At 59.0% G+C, this 17452-nt stretch carries 15 protein-coding genes; 7 read left to right on the top strand and 8 right to left on the bottom strand.

The window, feature by feature from the left end; translation table 11 throughout:
* Positions 1-127: 127 nt before the first annotated feature.
* Complete coding sequence (locus tag AB4851_RS03745) at positions 128-1057, bottom strand: threonine/serine dehydratase (RefSeq protein ID WP_414448485.1); 930 nt, start codon at positions 1055-1057, stop codon at positions 128-130.
* Complete coding sequence (locus tag AB4851_RS03740) at positions 1054-2043, bottom strand: nitrilase-related carbon-nitrogen hydrolase (RefSeq protein WP_414448484.1); 990 nt, start codon at positions 2041-2043, stop codon at positions 1054-1056. Before AB4851_RS03740 ends, AB4851_RS03745 begins: the two co-directional genes overlap by 4 nt.
* Positions 2044-2164: 121 nt before the next feature.
* Between AB4851_RS03740 and AB4851_RS03735 the strand changes: the two genes are divergently transcribed.
* Entirely contained in the window at positions 2165-2908 is a 744-nt protein-coding gene (locus AB4851_RS03735) for an IclR family transcriptional regulator (RefSeq protein ID WP_414448483.1), read from the top strand.
* Between the two features lie 144 nt (positions 2909-3052).
* Here AB4851_RS03735 and AB4851_RS03730 read toward each other — a convergent pair whose 3' ends face one another.
* Positions 3053-4717 carry an ABC-F family ATP-binding cassette domain-containing protein gene (locus AB4851_RS03730; protein ID WP_414448482.1) on the bottom strand — a complete coding sequence of 555 codons (1665 nt, stop codon included), beginning with the start codon at positions 4715-4717 and terminating at the stop codon, positions 3053-3055.
* Positions 4718-4883: 166 nt separating this feature from the next.
* On the bottom strand, positions 4884-5615 hold the full coding sequence (locus AB4851_RS03725) for an SDR family oxidoreductase (RefSeq protein WP_414448481.1): 732 nt from the start codon (positions 5613-5615) through the stop codon (positions 4884-4886).
* Here AB4851_RS03725 and AB4851_RS03720 point away from each other — a divergent pair.
* Positions 5587-6621: an AraC family transcriptional regulator gene (locus tag AB4851_RS03720; protein WP_414448480.1), complete on the top strand. Its 1035-nt coding sequence runs from the start codon at positions 5587-5589 to the stop codon at positions 6619-6621. The genes AB4851_RS03725 and AB4851_RS03720 overlap by 29 nt on opposite strands.
* Before the next feature lie 50 nt (positions 6622-6671).
* Here AB4851_RS03720 and AB4851_RS03715 read toward each other — a convergent pair whose 3' ends face one another.
* Together AB4851_RS03715 and AB4851_RS03710 are read right to left on the bottom strand one after the other, a co-directional pair.
* On the bottom strand, positions 6672-7508 hold the full coding sequence (locus tag AB4851_RS03715) for a c-type cytochrome (RefSeq protein WP_414448479.1): 837 nt from the start codon (positions 7506-7508) through the stop codon (positions 6672-6674).
* An 86-nt stretch (positions 7509-7594) separates the two neighbouring features.
* Positions 7595-8515, bottom strand: coding sequence for a LysR substrate-binding domain-containing protein (locus AB4851_RS03710; protein ID WP_414448478.1), 921 nt, complete (start codon positions 8513-8515; stop codon positions 7595-7597).
* A 166-nt stretch (positions 8516-8681) separates the two neighbouring features.
* Here AB4851_RS03710 and AB4851_RS03705 point away from each other — a divergent pair, with 166 nt between their 5' ends.
* From AB4851_RS03705 to AB4851_RS03685, 5 genes are all read left to right on the top strand, one after another.
* Positions 8682-9206, top strand: coding sequence for a sugar ABC transporter (locus AB4851_RS03705; RefSeq protein WP_414448477.1), 525 nt, complete (start codon positions 8682-8684; stop codon positions 9204-9206).
* 7 nt (positions 9207-9213) lie between these two features.
* Positions 9214-9540, top strand: coding sequence for a hypothetical protein (locus tag AB4851_RS03700; RefSeq protein WP_414448476.1), 327 nt, complete (start codon positions 9214-9216; stop codon positions 9538-9540).
* Between the two features lie 21 nt (positions 9541-9561).
* A complete protein-coding gene (locus AB4851_RS03695; protein ID WP_414448475.1) occupies positions 9562-10407 on the top strand; it encodes an MBL fold metallo-hydrolase in 846 nt (281 codons plus the stop codon).
* Between the two features lie 460 nt (positions 10408-10867).
* Entirely contained in the window at positions 10868-12556 is a 1689-nt protein-coding gene (locus tag AB4851_RS03690; RefSeq protein WP_414448474.1) for a hypothetical protein, read from the top strand.
* Between the two features lie 381 nt (positions 12557-12937).
* Positions 12938-13801: a hypothetical protein gene (locus AB4851_RS03685; protein ID WP_414448473.1), complete on the top strand. Its 864-nt coding sequence runs from the start codon at positions 12938-12940 to the stop codon at positions 13799-13801.
* An 882-nt stretch (positions 13802-14683) separates the two neighbouring features.
* On the opposite strand, the gene AB4851_RS03680 is transcribed toward AB4851_RS03685, so the two are convergent.
* Positions 14684-16474 (bottom strand): FAD-binding oxidoreductase, encoded by a 1791-nt coding sequence (locus tag AB4851_RS03680; RefSeq protein ID WP_414448472.1) that lies wholly within the window; start codon positions 16472-16474, stop codon positions 14684-14686.
* 396 nt (positions 16475-16870) lie between these two features.
* Positions 16871-17416 (bottom strand): hypothetical protein, encoded by a 546-nt coding sequence (locus AB4851_RS03675; protein ID WP_414448471.1) that lies wholly within the window; start codon positions 17414-17416, stop codon positions 16871-16873.
* Positions 17417-17452 lie beyond the last annotated feature (36 nt).

Below are 17452 nucleotides of genomic sequence, written 5' to 3'. Positions count from 1 at the left end.
ACTGAGCGTGACGTATCCATCACATTAAAATCATCAAGACGACTAATGTGATGGATACGTCACAAAAGATCCGCGGCTGCGGGGCCGTGAAATCGAAGTCACGCCCCACCCATCGCCCATCAGCGCCTCAACCCCCCAAGCCTCCCGGGTCCACATTCCCCCCGCAGATCACCACCGCCACCCTCTCCCCCGGCGAGCGAACATAAGCCCCTGCCATCAACGCCGCCAACGCCGTCGCGCCCCCCGGCTCCGACGCCACCCTGAGCCGATTCCACAGCACGTTCTGCGCGTCACGAATCTGCGCATCCGACACCAGCACCGATTCATTCACCGTGGGCAACAGAACCGAAAACGGCACGTTGCCAACCCGCTTGCATCCGAGCGAATCCGCCGCGATGCCGCTCGTCTCGACATCCACCGGTTCACGCGCCTGCAACGCGCGATGCAAGGTCGGACACTGCGCCGGCTCCACCGCAACGATCTTGACCCGCCCCGCGAACCACGCCGCGATGCCGCCAATAAACCCCCCGCCACCGACAGAAACCAGCACCGTATCGACATCCGGCAATTGCGCATCGAGCTCAAGCGCCAGCGTGCCTTGCCCCGCGACCGTGGCGGGATCGTCGAACGCATGCACCTTCAGCGCGCCCGATTCGGCGGCCCGCGCCTCGCTGGCCGCGAGCGCCTCGACATAGGTATTGCCGGCCACCACGACCTTCGCGCCGAGGTCGGTCAGCATCTTGCGCTTGAGCGGCGTGGCGAGGCTCGGCACGTAGATCTCGGCGCGGGCGCGCAGCTTGTGCGCGGCGTAGGCGACGGCGATGCCGTGGTTGCCCCCGGATGCGGCGATCACGCCGGCCGGCGGCAGCGGCTGGCCGAGCAGGCGGTTGAACGCGCCGCGCGGCTTGAACGAGCCGGTCACCTGCAGCGATTCGAGCTTCAGGAACGTGTCGCCGGGCACGTCGAACCAGCCGGCCTCCAGTTGCACGACGGGCGTGGTGCGGATGTACGGCGCAACCCGCTGCGCGGCCGCGCGAATATCGTCTCGGGTGATCATGAGCGTTGATCCTCGTAATGAGCGGCGGCTTGCGGTGCGGCCGGGATGACGGTAACGGGCGCCTGGCGGCGTTCGTCGACGGTCAGGCGAAACACGTCGGGGCGGCTGTAGTGGCCGGTCACGTCGAAATCGAACTTGCCGCGCGCAATGTTTCGCAGGTCGATCTCCGCGGTCAGGATGGTTTCCTCGCCGAACGCGGGGCCGGCGAGAATCCGCCCGAACGGATCGACGATACAACTTCCGCCTGCCTGCACCACGGCGTCGGGGTCGTCGCCGAACAGGCTGTCGTACGCGGCAGGGTAATCGCTTCGCCGCAGAAACTGATTGCTTGCGAGTACGTAGCATCGGCCCTCGATCGCGATGTGCTGCATCGATGCGACCCACGACGGCCGCGAATCGGCCGTCGGCGCGCAGTAAAGCTGGATGCCCTTCGCATACATGGCCGTGCGCATCATGGGCATGTAGTTCTCCCAACAAATCACGGCGCCAAGCTTGCCGAGTTCGGTGTCGAGCACGGGCATGGTGGAGCCGTCGCCATAGCCCCAGATCAGGCGCTCGGAACCGGTGGGCATCAGCTTGCGGTGTTTGCCGAGGTAGTGGCCGCCCGGCCCGAAGAACAGCACGCAGCAGTAGAGCGTGCCCGCATCGCGTTCGATCACGCCGATCACCAGATGCACGCCGTGCCGCCCGGCAATGGCGGCCAGCGCGTCGACGCACGGCCCCGGCACGTCGATCGCGGCCTCCCAATACGCGCGATAGGCGTCGCGCCCTTCGTCGCTGCGCCCACCGACGTACGAGCCGAACGCATGCCCCTTGGGGTAGCCGCCGACGAACGCTTCGGGAAACACCACGAGCCTGGCGCGCTGCGACACGGCGGACGCCACCAGGTCGTCGACTTTCTCCAGGGTTCGGCGCTGGTCGAACGGCACGGGCGTGCCCTGCACGACGGCCGCGATCCACGGCGATTCGAGGTTCGATTCACTCATTGCGATCTCCTTGTGTATCTATAATGAACATGTTAGTATCAGTATCGAACATCATAGGCGCTTGCCCGATCCGGGGCAAGCGGTGCGTGTTCGTCTTTGTTCAAGGTCGAGGAGAGCAGCGATGGGCGAAATCGCGACGGTCAACAGCGTGGAGCACGCCGTTCGTCTCGTTGAGCTGATGGCCGGGTCGGAGCATGCGCTGGGCGTCAGCCAGATGGCGCAGTCGCTCGATCTGCCGCGGGCCACGGTGTACCGGCTGCTCAAGACCTTGGCCCAGCGCGACTGGATCGTTCAGGATGACAAAACTTATCGGCTAAGTTTCCGCTTGGCGGCGCTGTTTCAGGGAGCGGGGGCGGGCGTGGAGGCGGCGCTGGCCGAACGCGTCACGCCGCTGCTGCATCAACTCGTGAAGCAGACGGGCGAGACGGCTCACTTCGCGGTGCTCGATGGCGACCGCGTCGTCTATCTGGCGAAGGTGGATTCGCCGCATCCGATCCGCATGTTCTCGGAAGCCGGCTGGCGCGGGCCGCTGCATGCCACGGGCGTGGGCAAGGTGCTGCTGGCGTTTGGCGAGGCGAAGCTGCTGGCGCGCATTTGCGACGCAGGGCTGAAGCCGTTCACGCCGAACACGCTGGTCGAGCCGGCGCAGCTTCGGGACGAACTGGCCCGAATCCGCGAGCAGGGTTATGCGCTCGATGCCGAGGAACTGATCGACGGCCTGACGTGCGTGGCCGTGCCGTTGACGAGCGGCGGCGAGGTGCGTGGTGCGGTTTCGGTGGCCGGGCCGACTGCGCGGCTGGCTGATCCCGAGGCGTTGGCGGCGTTGCTGAAAGCGGCCGTGGAGGCGCTGCCGGCGACCTTGTGACGGGAAGGCTGTTTCGTGTGTGTCTGGCGCGAGCCATTGCCAGGTTGTCTCAACCTGCCGCTTCTCGAAGCGACAGGTCGGTTTCCGCGTCAATCAACCGGGCCACTCGTATCGCCCTATTCGGGCGGCAAGTCCCATCGCCCGTTACTTCGCGCCCGCTTCCTCGCGCATGCGACGCGCTTCGTCGCGCAGGAACTGCTGGTAGTCGTCCAGATCGCCGTCGAAGGGCTCGACGCCCCCCTTGGTCACGAGCCAGAACTCGTCACAGACGGCGCGCAGCAGCGACCGGTCGTGACTGACCAGCATCACCGTGCCCTCGAACTCGTTGAGCGCCATGCCCAGCGCCTCGCGGGTGGCCAGGTCGAGGTGGTTGGTCGGCTCGTCGAGCAGCAGCAGGTTGGGGCGCTGCCACACGATCATGCACAACACGAGCCGCGCCTTTTCGCCGCCGCTCATCGTGCCGACGGCCTGATGCACCATGTCGCCGCTGAAATTGAAGCTGCCGAGGAACGTGCGAAGCGATTGCTCCGTGCCGCTCTGGCCGGGCGCGCGCATATGCGCCGGCGTGTCCTTGGCCAGGCGGATCATGTGTTCGATCGGCGTGTCGAGCGGACGCAACACGTCGAGTTCCTGCTGGGCGAAGTAGCCGATGTTCAGGCCCTTGCCTTCGCTGATCTCGCCGGTGATCGGCGTCAGCGCGTGCGCGACCGTTTTCACCAGCGTGGATTTGCCCTGCCCGTTGGCACCGAGAATGCCGATGCGCTGCCCGGCCAGCACGGAACGATTGATGCCGCGCACGATGACGGTCGGCGGGGTGCCCGGCGCGGCGTCCGCCGGCGCGGGGTAGCCGAAGCTCGCGTCCAGCATCGACAGCAGCGGGTTCGGAATGTTGAGCGGCTCCTTGAACTCGAAGTTGAAGTCCGCGTCGGCCAGCACCGGCGCGATCTTCTCCATGCGTTCGAGCGCCTTGACCCGGCTCTGCGCCTGCTTCGCCTTCGAGGCCTTGGCCTTGAAACGGTCGATGAATTTCTGCAGGTGGGCGATCTTGTCCGCCTGCTTCGCCATCGCGGCCTGCTGCAATTCGAGCTGCTCGGCGCGCATGTCTTCGAACTTGCTGTAGTTGCCGCCGTAACGCACGAGCTTCGCGTTGTCGACGTGCACGGTCACCTGCGTCACCGCGTCGAGGAATTCCCGGTCGTGGCTGATCACGACCATGGTGCCCTGATAGCGCTTGAGCCACGCTTCGAGCCAGACCAACGCGTCGAGATCCAGGTGATTGGTCGGTTCGTCGAGCAACAGCAAGTCGGACGGGCACATGAGGGCACGCGCCAACTGGAGCCGCATACGCCAGCCGCCGGAGAAGCTGTTGACCGGCTGGTCGAGCTGCGCGTCGCTGAAGCCGAGGCCGAGAATCAGCGCCTGAGCGCGTGAGGCGGCATCGTGTGCACCGGCGTCGTGCAGGGCCATGTAGGCCTCCGCCATGCGCATGCCGTCGTCGCTGGCTTCCGAGGCGGTGACTTCCGCCTGCGCGGCCAGCAGGACGGTGTCGCCATCGATCACGAAGTCGGTCGCGCTCTGCTCGGTCTCGGGCATGTCCTGCGCGACCTGGCCCATTTTCCACGCAGCGGGAATCGAAAACTCGCCGCTGTCTTCATGCAGCGTGCCGTTCAGAAGGCCGAAGAAGGAGGATTTGCCGGCCCCATTGCGGCCGACAAGGCCGATCTTTTCGCCTGGGGCGAAGGTGACGGATGCGCGATCGAGTACGACATTGACGCCGCGGCGCAGGGTGACATTACGGACGGAGATCATGAGGGGCGACTTCGGACTTCGGAGAGGACACGCATCATAGCCGACCGGAGGGGGAGGCCGCCTGATACGGGTGGGTTCGCCCGGTTGGTCCGTCGACTTCAGGCTATCGTGGGTAGCTCTGCGCGGGAAACGGCCGGACGTTGCCGTTGGCCGGTTCACCCCGATTTCAGCCCTGCGCGGTTGGCCGGATCACGATGCTGCCGACATCCACGTCAGGCGGCTGATCGATGGCAAAAAGGATGCCCCGCGCGATCGCATCGGGCGAAATGGCAATCGCTTTCAAACGATCCTCGACCGCGGCCTTTGCTGCCTGATCGGTCATGGAATCTCCGAAGTTGGTATCGATCACGCCCGGTGAAACCTCGGTAACCCGGAGCTTGGGTCCGGCTTCCTGTCGCAGCGCTTCCGTTGCGGTGCGCACGGCGTTCTTGGTTGCGGCGTACACGCCCATGGTCGGCAGAATCTTCAGCCCTGCCGTCGATATCACGTTGATCACATGGCCGCTGTCCTGCCTCGCGAACACGGGCAGCGCAGCCGCAATGCCATATAGCGTGCCGCGCAAATTGACGTCGATCATCGCGTCCCAATCGTCGACGCACAGCGCGTCGAAGCGCGAGATCGGACCAATGCCTGCGTTGTTGACGATCACGTCAAGGCGCCCGAAGCGGTCGACTGCGTGAGCCACCAATGCCTCGAGATCGGCGCGACGCGTGACGTCGGTCACGCAGTGGCTCGCTCGTCCCCCGGCTTCGTCAAGCTCGGCGGCCAGATTCACCAACGCGGCTTCGCGTCGAGCGCCGAGCACCACCGCGTGACCGTGCTTCGCCAGCAACCGTGCGGTTGCGCGCCCGATGCCGCTGCTTGCGCCCGTGATCGCAATCACCTTCGTGTCATTCATTTCGTTCTCCTTTGATGTCGAAATTAAACAGGGACATCAAAAGATGGTCTATGCTCGGCTCACCATGAATTTGTCGCGATCGTCCAAATCTCCGCGTGACCCGCTGTCCGACGTGCTTGCGCTGCTCGACGCGCGGGCCACGCGTCCGACGCGGCTTGAAGCTGCCGGAGACTGGGCGCTCGCGTTTCCCGAGCGGGAGCGCCTGAAATTTGTCGCCGTGCTGAAGGGCGCCTGCTGGATCGAACTTCCCGGCCACGCCGGCGAGTTTCTGCACACCGGCGATGTCTGCCTGATCGGCCGCACGTCCTATACCGTTGCCAGCCGCCCCGGCGTGCCGTCCATCGACGGTATGCAGTACTACGAAGGGATGGCGCTGGACAGGCTGCGCCTCAATGGCGACGACACCATCATGCTGGGCGGGGGCATCACCCTGGCGCGGGAAAATGCAGGATTCCTGCTCGACATGCTCCCGGTCTTCGCGGTCGTCCCGCGCTCGCCGGGGGCGGCGGCCAGTGTTGCCGCGGTGCTCAAGTTGCTCGATGCCGAAATCACGCGCGATGCGATGGGATCGGAGACGGCGACTGCCCGGCTTGCCGAAGTCCTGATGATCGAGGCGATCCGCGCACGCACCGTCGGCCCGGTCCCCGCCGGCTGGCTGGACGCGCTGGCCGAGCCGTGTCTGGGCCGCGCGCTTGCCCTGATCCATAACGACATCGCCGAGCCCTGGACGGTCGCGCGCCTTGCCGCAGAGGTCGGCATGTCGCGGTCGGCGTTCGCTTCGCTCTTCACGCGGACGGTGGGCCAGCCGCCGCTCGATTACGTCAGGTCCTGGCGGCTTGCGCGTGCGCGCGCCATGCTCGCCAACGGAGAGGACAACATTGCGCAAGTGGCGATCACGGTCGGCTATTCGTCGCAAAGCGCGTTCGCGCATGCCTATCGCCGTGCGTTCGGCACTACGCCGCGTGGCGCTTTCAAGCCTTCGGTTACGGAAGAAAATCCACGTTGAGCGGACCGGTGGAAGACTGGTTCGTATCGTCCAACCGTTAGCTTTATGCGTTACGGGCCAGCTTTCCGCTTCGCCATATACGCAAGATAAGCGACGATCAAATCGATCTCCCGATCGCTCAACTGATCCTTCGAGAAAGCCGGCATGGTCCTGCCGGGCCAGTCCCGAACCGATGCCGGATTGCGAATATAGCGATGCAATGCTGCAGGCTGAAAGTACTCGACGGGATTCATCGGCACGTTGAGGTCGGGGCCGGTATCCGCGCTGCCCGCGTGGTTGAGCCGATGACAGGCGAAACACTGCGTGATGAACAGGCTCTGGCCCGCGCGGATCGGATCGGTTGCCGGCAGCGAGGGATCGACGGCGAGCACCGGCCAGCGAGCGGAGGGAGACGGTTGCGTGGTCAGTTGCGCGATCTGGTAAGGCCATTGCTCGCTGCGCACCGATGCCGCTCCCCGGCCGACCCAGACCAGGTAGAACGGGCCGGCGCTGACCGGCTTGCCCGGCAACTTGGGCCATGGTTGCGCCGGGTTTTCCACCGCGAGCCATGCGACGGCCGCCGCGGTATCACGGTTGCGCACGAGATCCATCGGCAGTTGCGCGGCAAAGCCGTCGGTCGCGCGTGTCTCGAGCACGCTGTCCGCAGGCAATGCCGTGGCGTCGAGCAGGTCGGCCAGCGGCACTGCGCGGTAGGTTGCTGGCGTACCGTAGGCGATATCTCGCGGAACGTGAATTTCGGCCGCATCCGGTCGCGCCAGCAACTCTGCCTGGCTGAACGACTGGGTCTTGCCGCCAATCACGAGTTTGATCAAGGGCTGCGCGGCTGCCGCATGCCCGATTGCGCCGAGCGTCAGCAGCAGAACCGCAAGCAACACACGTTTCGACATTGCTTCTCCAGGCAGTGTTGTTGCCGGCGCCATCGGCTGCGGGGATGGATTGGCCGCCGCGAATTCACTCAGCACCGGTGGGCGGATTATGTCAGCGGCGCCGAATCGTCGGTAGTGCGTACGTGCTTCTGCGCTTCATGAAGAATCCATGTCGCAAATGCCTGCAGCGGCGCTTCACTCAACTCGATCGGTTCAGGAAGAACGAGACAGAAGTTTTTGGTAATCGTTTTGCCGTCCGGCCAGGGCGCGACCAGACGGCCCTGCTCAAGCTCCGCCCCGATGTAAAGACGCGGCACCAATGCCACACCCAAACCGGCCAGCGCGGCCTCGATCAGCATCGAATGCAGGTCGTACCGCGCGCCAACCGCCGAATTGGTCAGTACGATGCCGGCCTCCTGCGCGTAAAGCTGCCACGCGTCCGGATTTTGTCGTCGGTGAAGGCGGGGTAACGCGTCCAGCGATGGGTTCGGACCGGCGCCGGCGAGAAGCGCCGGACTACAGACCGGCACCAGCACTTCTTCCAGCAGACGATGCGAATGCATACCCGCCCACGCCGGATGCTCGAAATGAATGGCGGCATCGAAGCCGCTACCGGCAAGAATGAACGGTTCCATGCACTCGGCAATATGCACGGTGACGTTCGGATGCTGGTGTTGAAACCGTTTCAGACGAGGGATCAGCCAGCGGGTGGCAAAGGTCGGAATGGCGGCGATATCGATGCTCGCGCCCTCGATCGGCTGTCCCATCAGATACAGGCTGTCCCGTTCCAGCCGATTCAGAATCTCGCGAACCTGCACCGCGTAGCGCGTGCCGTTGGGCGCAAGCCGAACCCGGTTTCCCACGCGATCGAACAGCGCGATACCCAAAAACGTTTCCAGGCGCGCGATCTGACGACTGATGGCGCCTTCGGTCAGCGCCAGCTCTTCAGCCGCGCGCGCGAAGCTGCCGTGTCGAGCCGCCGCCTCGAAGGCCAGCAGCGCGGAATTGCTTGGAATCTTGCGTCGCATCGGGATTTTACGGGTGGGTGGGCGTTGGATGTCAGCTTGATCAAACGTCAATGAAGGCTGAGTTTATATCGTTATATAGGCTGGAAACGCCAGATTAGCATTACGTTACTGCAATGAACATCGGTCGTTTGCAGCGATCTACCCGGCCGTCACGAAGGACAATCTGATGATCTACACCGTGGAATGCAGCTTCGCCGATTCCGACTGCGAAGCCGAATGGAACGACTTCTACAGCCTTGAAAAACTGCCCGCACTCATCTCGGTCACCGGCTTTCACACGTCGCAGCGCTTCAAGTCGATAGGCAGCGGCTGCCCGGTCTACCTGGCCGTCCACACGATCGACGGCCTAGATGTCCTGACGGGAGACGAATATCGGCTGAAAGGCGGCGGCAATTTTGCAAGGTGGCAGCAACACATCACCGACTGGCACCGAAATCTCTACAGCGATATCGGTTTGGCGCCGGCGGTCAACGCGGACGAACTCCTAGCGCTGTGCGCAGGCGGCCCCGGACCGCTGATCGAGATGGGCCTCACGCCGTTGTCGATGCAAGCCGTTGCGCTGGAGAAGTTTCCGGCACGCCGTTGGCTTGCAAAGCTGCCACGGCAAGCTGCGCAGCGTGTTGGGGGCATGTTTGAAGATGTCCACTTCTATGCGCCGATGACGGAGCAACTGACAAAACAAGGCAAGTAGGTCTGCCGTGCCCAACATCACGCTCTATATCCCTACGGGGCAAATGCCCTCCGACGAAAAGCTCGCCGAGCTTTCCCGCGATTGCGTCGAGCTTTGCACAGGTGTGCTTCAGGCGACGCTCAAGAACGTTCATGTCATCTATGTCGATGTTCGGCATGGACACGGCCATCCGGCTTTCGCGGAAATCCACTATCGGCTTGAAACGTTTCGCACGCCTGCCGTCATGAACCGCTTTATGGAAGGCCTCGACGACGCCATCGCGCGCCGCACGGGTCTCACGGCGCGCATTCGTTGTTTCGGCTACGCCGCGTCGGATATTCACGCCCGAAATTAGACAGTCTTCCGGAGAAGAATCGTGTCCACCGTTACCTTTCCCAGCCAGCGAGCCGGGGATTTCACCATCACCGCGATCAGCGACGGTTATCTCAACGCGAGCCTGGATTTCCTGTCGAATATCGACCCTGCCGAGGCTTCCAGAATGCAAAGCGATGCCGCGCAGAAAGAACCTTCTGCAGTGCATATCAACTGCTATCTGGTGCGAGGCGCGGGCCGCACGATTCTTATCGATGGCGGTGCCGGCGGCATCAAGCAATGGGGCGGGCGCTTGAAATCCAACTTATTGCTTGCTGGCGTCGAACCGGCCGAGATTGACACGATCTTGCTGACACACGCTCATCCCGACCATGTCGGTGGGTTGGTGGACACGGCCGGGCACATCGCCTTTCCGAATGCGGAGCTGGTGGCGCATCAGCGAGAGGTCGCATTCTGGCGGGATGAGGGAAACCTGAGTCGTGCCAGCGAGCGGGCGCGCGGTAACTTTGCGATAGCGCGTCAAGTGTTCGACGGATACCGCGACACGCTTCGCACGTTCGATGAAGGGGAGGTGCTTCCCGGTATTCGGGCGATGCCGCTGCGGGGGCATACGGACGGGCATTCCGGATATCTTTTTGAATCCCGTGATCAGGCTGTGTTGGTATGGGGAGATATTGTTCATTTTCCGCATATCCAGATTCCACGGCCGGAGGTGTCGATTGCGTTTGATCAGGATCCTTCTGGGGCGGCCGTCACACGGTCACGGCTTTTGGATCTGGTCAGTTCGGAGGGGATTTTGATTGCTGGTATGCATTTGGGGGAACTGGGATTTGCGCGAATCAAGCGAGCGAACGCGGGATATGGGTTGCTTTATGAGACCGATGCGTGAGGTTGGGAACGGGCGTGATCATGTGTGATGGCATGTGACGGCGGTTAGTGGTCGAGAATCGACCGGCTCGATGCCGGTTTTCGACCCATTTCTGCAGCTCGGACTCTGAGCAAAGCGATGGTCACTTCCGAGACACAACTGCCGCTCGCACATTGCGGGGCGGTCAGCCGTCGCTACCATTGGCCAAATCACTCCACAAGTGGCTTTCGAATGGACAGTCAGCGTGAATCAAACTGTCGTTGCCCTTCTCAATGTCTCTGGCTCACCGATCCGTCGCAAAACGTTCAGCCAAGACCTCTGAACTTCGCATGCGATGTACCAGAAAAACAAGCAACTCCGGATGTACTTCGTGGGAAAGGATATGTAATATGATAAAGAACGAACTTTGTCGACCTTTGCTTGCATCAAAAGTTAAATTGATGGGTGTGTAGGACGGGATTTAATAATTACGGGAGCGAATATGTTTGATGTGATGGGGCCAAAACAAAATACGAATTATCTAAAATCGGCGGTAGCGCAAATATACGGCGACGACGACGATTTTATCGTAATCGGCCTGACTGGCCGAACAGGTAGCGGCTGTAGCACGGTTGCCAGAATTCTTCAGTCAAAAAAAGACCAAATTCGCCACAATCTTTTCTCTGGGAGCAATGCTTGCACTAATGAGCAGCGAAAAGAGCGGATTTTGCTTAGACATTTCGGAGCGGCCTGGACTCCATTCCTGCTTTTACAAGTTAGGGCTATAATTACGACCTTTCTTTTGGATCGGGAAGGTAGTTTTGCGGCTGAGAAATTTTCAAATCTATTTGAATCCGAAGCTAAACGGGAGGCCTTTGCAAATCTTCTTGATGAACTTCGAGTGCCTTATGTAGCGTTATCTTCTGACGATAAATCCACAGATCCCATCGAATACTACACGCAACTGCTTCCTACTAAATGCGAGGCGCTTCGTGAAATTTTGGGTGAGAGTTCTTTTGTAAAATTATATCAAATTATTGGGAAAAATATCCGATTATCCGGAGATCCCTATACCGCGATTCTGAAGGAGGGTTGTTTTTTTGCTCTGGCAGGGCGAATTAACTCTATTATTAAAATAATTCATGATGCGAGAAAGCAAAAGAAGGAGCCAACATATATCGTTTTGGATGCAATTAGAAATCCTCTGGAAGCTGTATTTTTTCAGGATAGATATTCTGCTTTTTATCTATTGGCAGTGTCCGCACCTGAGGATGATCGAATAACGCGGCTTCGTGGATTGAAGTACTCGGATTCCGACATCGAGTCGATCGACAAGATAGAATATACAGCGCACGACCTAGACAACCCAGATTTTTTTTCCGTGCAGGACATTCAATCCTGTCTTCAGCGCGCCGATTTATACGTGAGCAATCCAAATGTTCCCAGTAAGGTTTCTGAGTTTCAAGATTTGGCAAACCAGCTTATAAAGTTTGTATCATTAATTAGGCGCCCCGGAATTGTCACCCCTTCTGCCGTGGAGCGGTGTATGCAGATGGCGTACACGGCCAAGTTAAACTCTGGCTGTATTTCTCGTCAAGTGGGGGCAGTGGTTACTGACGCAAACTATTCCGTCAGATCGATCGGGTGGAATGATGCGCCACATGGCCATGTGCCCTGTAATCTTCGGAGTCGCGATGATCTTCTACAGGGCGATGACAAGGCTGCCTATAGCGCCTTCGAGAAAAGTGACGAAAAATATCTTGGTCATTTCAAAACTCGAAGTGAACGGTTCAAGGTGGTTGCATCGACTGGGCGAAATAATGCATTTTGCTTTAAGTCAGAATATAATGCTTTCAAGGATGACAAGAATCAAGTCCACACGCGCTCGTTGCATGCCGAAGAAAACGCGTTCTTGCAGGTTGCAAAGTATGGGCTCGCGTCGATAGAAGGCGGATTGCTTTTTACCACTGCCAGCCCATGTGAGCTTTGTTCTAAAAAGGCATATCAGCTCGGTATTAAAAGAATTTATTATATCGATCCCTACCCTGGCATCGCTTTAGATCATATCCTCAAAGGCGGGTCGAATAATCCGGGGCTTTTGCTATTCTCAGGTGCAATTGGTCGAGCGTTTCATAAACTTTATTCACCAATAGTCCCATATAAAGACGAGTTGAATGCCGTTACAGCGTGATTAACTGAGATGTTCAGCGCTACGCTGAGGGGTGTGTTCAAACACGGACGCCTTAACCGTCGGTTGCCTATGGCGGCTTTGAGTAGATGGAGTAACTTACGTCTTCTAGTATTGAATAGCTACTTTTTGGTGGCGCGAGCGTTTTGGTGCCCGTGCAACCTATCAGGCGAATTAAACTTTGTGGCCGAAAGCCGGCTGACACGACTGGCGGCTTTCAGTTGCGGTCGATTGCCCCAGCAGCCGGTTATTGCTTCATGCGACCAACATATTGCAACCTTTTTGGATCTTTCCATTCTACGAAAACACGGCTAAACACTCAAGTTCGTGCTTTTTTGGTGCCGATATATTGGTCTTGGGTGAAACTCAGCAACAGAGGATTGTATGAATAGGGGAAAGACGGCGCAAGTCGCAAAGAACATGTGGGGTGGCCAAGAGTATCAGCAACGCGCGCAGCGGGCGTTGCCCATCTTGGTAAGGCAGGCATTATCCGGCAAGTCCATCTTCTATCAACAACTTGCGGATGAGCTAGGGATGTCTAATCCTCGTACGCTCAATTATCCACTGGGAAGCGTCGGACAAACTTTGATCGAACTTGGTCGACAGTGGGATGAAGAACTTCCACCGATCCAATGCTTGGTCGTTAATCAGTCACATGCGATCCCCGGACAAGGGTTCGGATGGTTCCTACCGAACCCGGAAGAGTGGAAGGACATGAGTCCCGCTCAGCGGCGCCGGATGACCGAACAGGTAATGCAACAAATCTACGCCTATCCCAAGTGGCCACAGGTGCTGAAAGAGTTGAATCTTTCTCCAGCAAGAGCGAATTTTGACGATCTCCTCGCGGGCGCTTCCTATATGCAAGGAAGCGGTGAAGGTGAGGCTCATAAGCTGCTAAAAGAATACGTCCGGATTCGCCCGGATGTCGTTGGAGTCGCTGTTCGCAATACACTCGGCCGCGCAGAGGAGTCTCTTCCGTCAGGCGACAGAGTCGATGTGTTCTTCGATACCGGCAAAGAATGGGTCGCTGTCGAAGTAAAGAGTCGACTATCGGACGAGGCCGACCTGGCACGTGGCCTCTATCAATGTGTTAAATACACAGCTGTTCTGCGCGGAGTTGTAGCTGCACGTCAATTGGATTTCGACGTCCGCTCATTGCTAGCGATTGAAGGGGAGCTTACTGAAAGGTTACGTGTGTTGGCAACCGTTCTTGGCGTACAAGTAGTCGAATCAATCCAAGTTTCATAGACTCGGCGTATTTGGTTAGCAAGTCGGCTCTGCCAGGCGGCCATGAATCAGTTCGCTGTTCTCTACGAAGAACGTTTTTTCAGGCCGTCAGTGTGATATTCAACCTGCCTCGAACACGGAAATTCTGACAGTCCCCCATGCGCTGCAGCTCAACCGCCAACTTCCGTGCCGACCCGAAGGAGACGATGGGGCCGCTTCAAACCAGACACCCACCACACGATGTCATTGACCTACGCTGATTTGAGCAGATTCGCAAGCGATCGGGAGATAAGATGAATGAGATACCTCCCGACTCAATAAAGCATCATCAGGGAACCAGTTTTGCTCGTCGATGCGTTTGACGACATGCCAAGCGATCGAGCCCTTGCGGAGAGTAATCGTCGCGACACCGATTGCTCCATTCCAGGTCCGGAACTGCACAGTCGCCACATTGCCAGCGACGGTGCCGTTAATCGATGGGCATATGCCGGTCAAGTCTCCTTCGTCGACTTTCTGTTTCCCGTACGACGTAGCAACGTGATACCCGCAAATGCGATTTCCGTCCTGAGTGAGCCTGTATAGGGAGAAGGAGTCTCCTTTCCCCCGCAGGCACTGTTCTGCGTATGGACCGGTCGCGCTATCGCAGGAATACTTGAACGTCCAATCACCCTCGAATAAACCTGAAGCTTTCGCGGGACACATCGCTGTCAACGCAAAAGTAAACAACGTGGCCCGAGACAGAACGAATAATCGTACTAGGCGGTTTTTGCACATTTGGCGGGATTGAGACCGGATAAGATCGCGCGATTTTCGTCCAACCACGAGAATGTGTCTAGGGCCACGTTGGTGGCCAAATAGACAACACGCAACCGCTGCAAGTCAACGAAACGAACACCCCAACGATCACGACCCCACCGGCGTGAAGCCGTCTGAACTCCAGTCCTCGCTGCCGACCCCGTGATGGACAAAAAAGAATCCCTCGGGGTCGTAGCGGTTCTTGATCGCTTTCAGCCGCGCATAATTCGCCCCCCAAAACGCCTCGCGCCAATCTCGACGGAAAAAATCTGTTTCCGACAGATAGGAGCCGCCTTGTGGTGACAATGCTTTAAGAACGGCCGCAGCTTTGGCCACACGCTCGGCTTGGCGGTGTGCCTCCGTCATGTCAGGCGGCGTGATCGGGAGACCCGCAAACGGCGGCGAACCGCCCGCAGCCACAATCATCAAGGCGAACGCGTCGGCAACTTTCGGATTCATGGCGCACTGACGTGCGTGCGCGTTCACCTCGGCAGGGGCGCCCGCGAGTCCCTTGTTGACATGCAGTTCCACGGTCTGAAATTGGGCGGCCTCCACGAGCGCCCCGGCAAGCCGGCCGCGTTGTGCTGGTTCGAGAAGCGTCGCGGGCAGCCATTGTGACTCGTAGCCGTACAGAAATAGTGAGGCTTGGTCTCCATCGCCTCGCCACCAACCGTGCTGGGTGGCCGCTCCGGCCCGTGGGTCGGGCACCAGTCCCGGGTTGGCCTTGAGATCCCACCAGCGGCGTGCGGGACCGGCGCCGATCCGAGGTTCGTCGTTGAAGATGAAATCTGCCGGTGAGGCTCGTACCCAATCGATGAACGGTGCCCAGACCGATTTGGCCCGCCCGTCGTCGAGCCCCTGACACACCATCGACACCATGACCTCGTCTTCGTGAAAAACAAGCTGCTCGCCCCATTGGGGGTTGAACAGGTTTTCGGCATAGTGGTCAACGAGCCGTTCAACCAGCCGCCGGTAAGCCTCACGCGATGACGCCTTGACCGTGAACTCGGCCCAACCAAAGTGCTCGGGCAGATCGTGGGTTTGCAAAGTGATCCGGGTCACCACACCGAAACTGCCGCCACCTCCGCCTTTCAGTGCCCAGAAAAGGTCGGGCTCCCGGGATGCGTTGACCGTGCGGACCACGCCGTCAGCGGTGACGATCTCGGCCTGGAGCAGGCTCGCGGCCGCCAATCCGTAACGCTTAGAGAACGATCCGAAACCGCCGCCCTGGACGAGGCCGGCCACCCCCACGCTCGCACAGCCGCCGCCCTGGACGTATCGCCCCGCCTGGGTGGTAACGGCAGTGTAGACATCGATCCACATGCAGCCGGCCTCTACCGTCACAGCCGGGGTCGGAGGCGTCGAAGAGCCCAATGGAACGAATGCATCGTGCAGCTCGATGCGGTTCATCGCGCGTGTCCAGATCAAAAGGGAATCCGGCGCGTTCGAGCCGCCAAGGTAACTATGCCCCCCGCCTTTCACCACCAGACGCAAATTGTGTTGGCGCACGAAATTGATGCCCGCCACCACGTCGGTGGTGGAACGGGCGGCCACGGCGTAAGCGCTCGCGCGGGGTGTCCATCCATCGAGCCACCCTGATATCTGCGTGCCGCCAGGATCGTCACCGAGCGCGATCGGGTTTCGCGCTTCCCCCAGGCGAGCAAGACAATCGGGCGTGCGGGGCGCTTGCGCACAGGTCTGCCAGATGGTCGTTGGTCGCAACAGATTTCCACCCACTGCCCGACTCAGCGCCTCCCATTCCTCTGCGTCCGGCCACGCAGGATCGCGAGGCCGGACGCGGCCCGTTCGAGCCGCTGCTGGAATCACGTCGGCAAAAATCGTGGTGGTGGGGAGGAACGGCAGGGTGGCAACACCCTTTAGAAGGCTTCGTCTCTTCATGACGTCTCTTTTTCTTACCGTGAGCTAATCGGCTTGGCGAACCGTCTTTTCTGGATTCTAAAGCGAGCCCGGTTCGCTCCGCCGAGCGAATGACCGCCGCAATAGATCAAGGCGACATTCAAGTGTCAGCGCGACATCGTAGGTGAGTGGTCGCAATTGGCCGGGGCCGTATCCGACCCGTTGCGGCCGGTCACGTTTCTCCTAAGCGGACGCCCCGATAGTATCAAGCGGCAGTCGGAGATCCATCACCTTCCGACTCACCAGGGGACCTGTCATCAGAGAAAGCTCGAAAATTCTCAAGCGAGGCTAACGACAGTACGTCTTGCGCTCGAAAACAGAGGCAGGATGAATGCCATCCGAATTGAATAACGATGATGTCGCGTAAGCACCGAATTTTCAAGCGCGAAATATTGCCCAAAGAAAAAGCGCCAAAATAAAAATCAATATCATCGAATTTCTCCAGGTTCTTGGGCCAAACCGGAATTTTGTTAAATCTGTGAATTCTTTATTTGACTGATGATTTTTTGCTGCATCGACAAATCCATCCGAAACTTTTTTGGCATCATTAAAAAATAAGCGTATAGCCCCTTCCGAATCAAATCCATCAGATCCGTTGGCCTTCAATTGAATTAAAACAGATCCCTTGCTCAGCTCTATGCGTGCGAATGAATTGCCAATCAAGTTAATGGCAGCTCTAGTGAAATGACTGTTTTCTTTAAGGCTCTCGCACAAAATATCTGCACCTCGCCCCCAGATGTAAATGCCATTTTTAAGTGCATGGCCGCGCGTGATAAAGTTTCCGCCGCCATCGCCGACCTTTATCTCTACATCATATTCAGAATTTACAAACAAATCCCTTTTTATATAAAGCCACCCTTTAAGAGTTGATACATCAAATTCATATTCCCTGGAAATTTGATCCAAAATATTAAATAAGTTCATGGCGGTCCGGACACTTTTAAATGTGAATTCGCAGGG

The organism is Burkholderia sp. 22PA0099 (genome assembly GCF_047497165.1).
GTDB lineage: Bacteria > Pseudomonadota > Gammaproteobacteria > Burkholderiales > Burkholderiaceae > Burkholderia.
Note: the sequence above shows the minus strand (reverse complement) of the source record. Positions and strands in the feature narration are given on the sequence as shown.

Bases quoted from the DNA above. Each gene is read 5' to 3' on its own strand.
- AB4851_RS03685 (WP_414448473.1), top strand. From the start codon at position 12,938: ATGAATAGGGGAAAGACGGCGCAAGTCGCAAAGAACATGTGGGGTGGC.
- AB4851_RS03730 (WP_414448482.1), bottom strand. From the start codon at position 4,717: ATGATCTCCGTCCGTAATGTCACCCTGCGCCGCGGCGTCAATGTCGTA.
- AB4851_RS03735 (WP_414448483.1), top strand. From the start codon at position 2,165: ATGGGCGAAATCGCGACGGTCAACAGCGTGGAGCACGCCGTTCGTCTC.
- AB4851_RS03745 (WP_414448485.1), bottom strand. From the start codon at position 1,057: ATGATCACCCGAGACGATATTCGCGCGGCCGCGCAGCGGGTTGCGCCG.
- AB4851_RS03725 (WP_414448481.1), bottom strand. From the start codon at position 5,615: ATGAATGACACGAAGGTGATTGCGATCACGGGCGCAAGCAGCGGCATC.
- AB4851_RS03680 (WP_414448472.1), bottom strand. From the start codon at position 16,474: ATGAAGAGACGAAGCCTTCTAAAGGGTGTTGCCACCCTGCCGTTCCTC.
- AB4851_RS03715 (WP_414448479.1), bottom strand. From the start codon at position 7,508: ATGTCGAAACGTGTGTTGCTTGCGGTTCTGCTGCTGACGCTCGGCGCA.
- AB4851_RS03710 (WP_414448478.1), bottom strand. From the start codon at position 8,515: ATGCGACGCAAGATTCCAAGCAATTCCGCGCTGCTGGCCTTCGAGGCG.
- AB4851_RS03705 (WP_414448477.1), top strand. From the start codon at position 8,682: ATGATCTACACCGTGGAATGCAGCTTCGCCGATTCCGACTGCGAAGCC.
- AB4851_RS03690 (WP_414448474.1), top strand. From the start codon at position 10,868: ATGTTTGATGTGATGGGGCCAAAACAAAATACGAATTATCTAAAATCG.
- AB4851_RS03740 (WP_414448484.1), bottom strand. From the start codon at position 2,043: ATGAGTGAATCGAACCTCGAATCGCCGTGGATCGCGGCCGTCGTGCAG.
- AB4851_RS03675 (WP_414448471.1), bottom strand. From the start codon at position 17,416: ATGAACTTATTTAATATTTTGGATCAAATTTCCAGGGAATATGAATTT.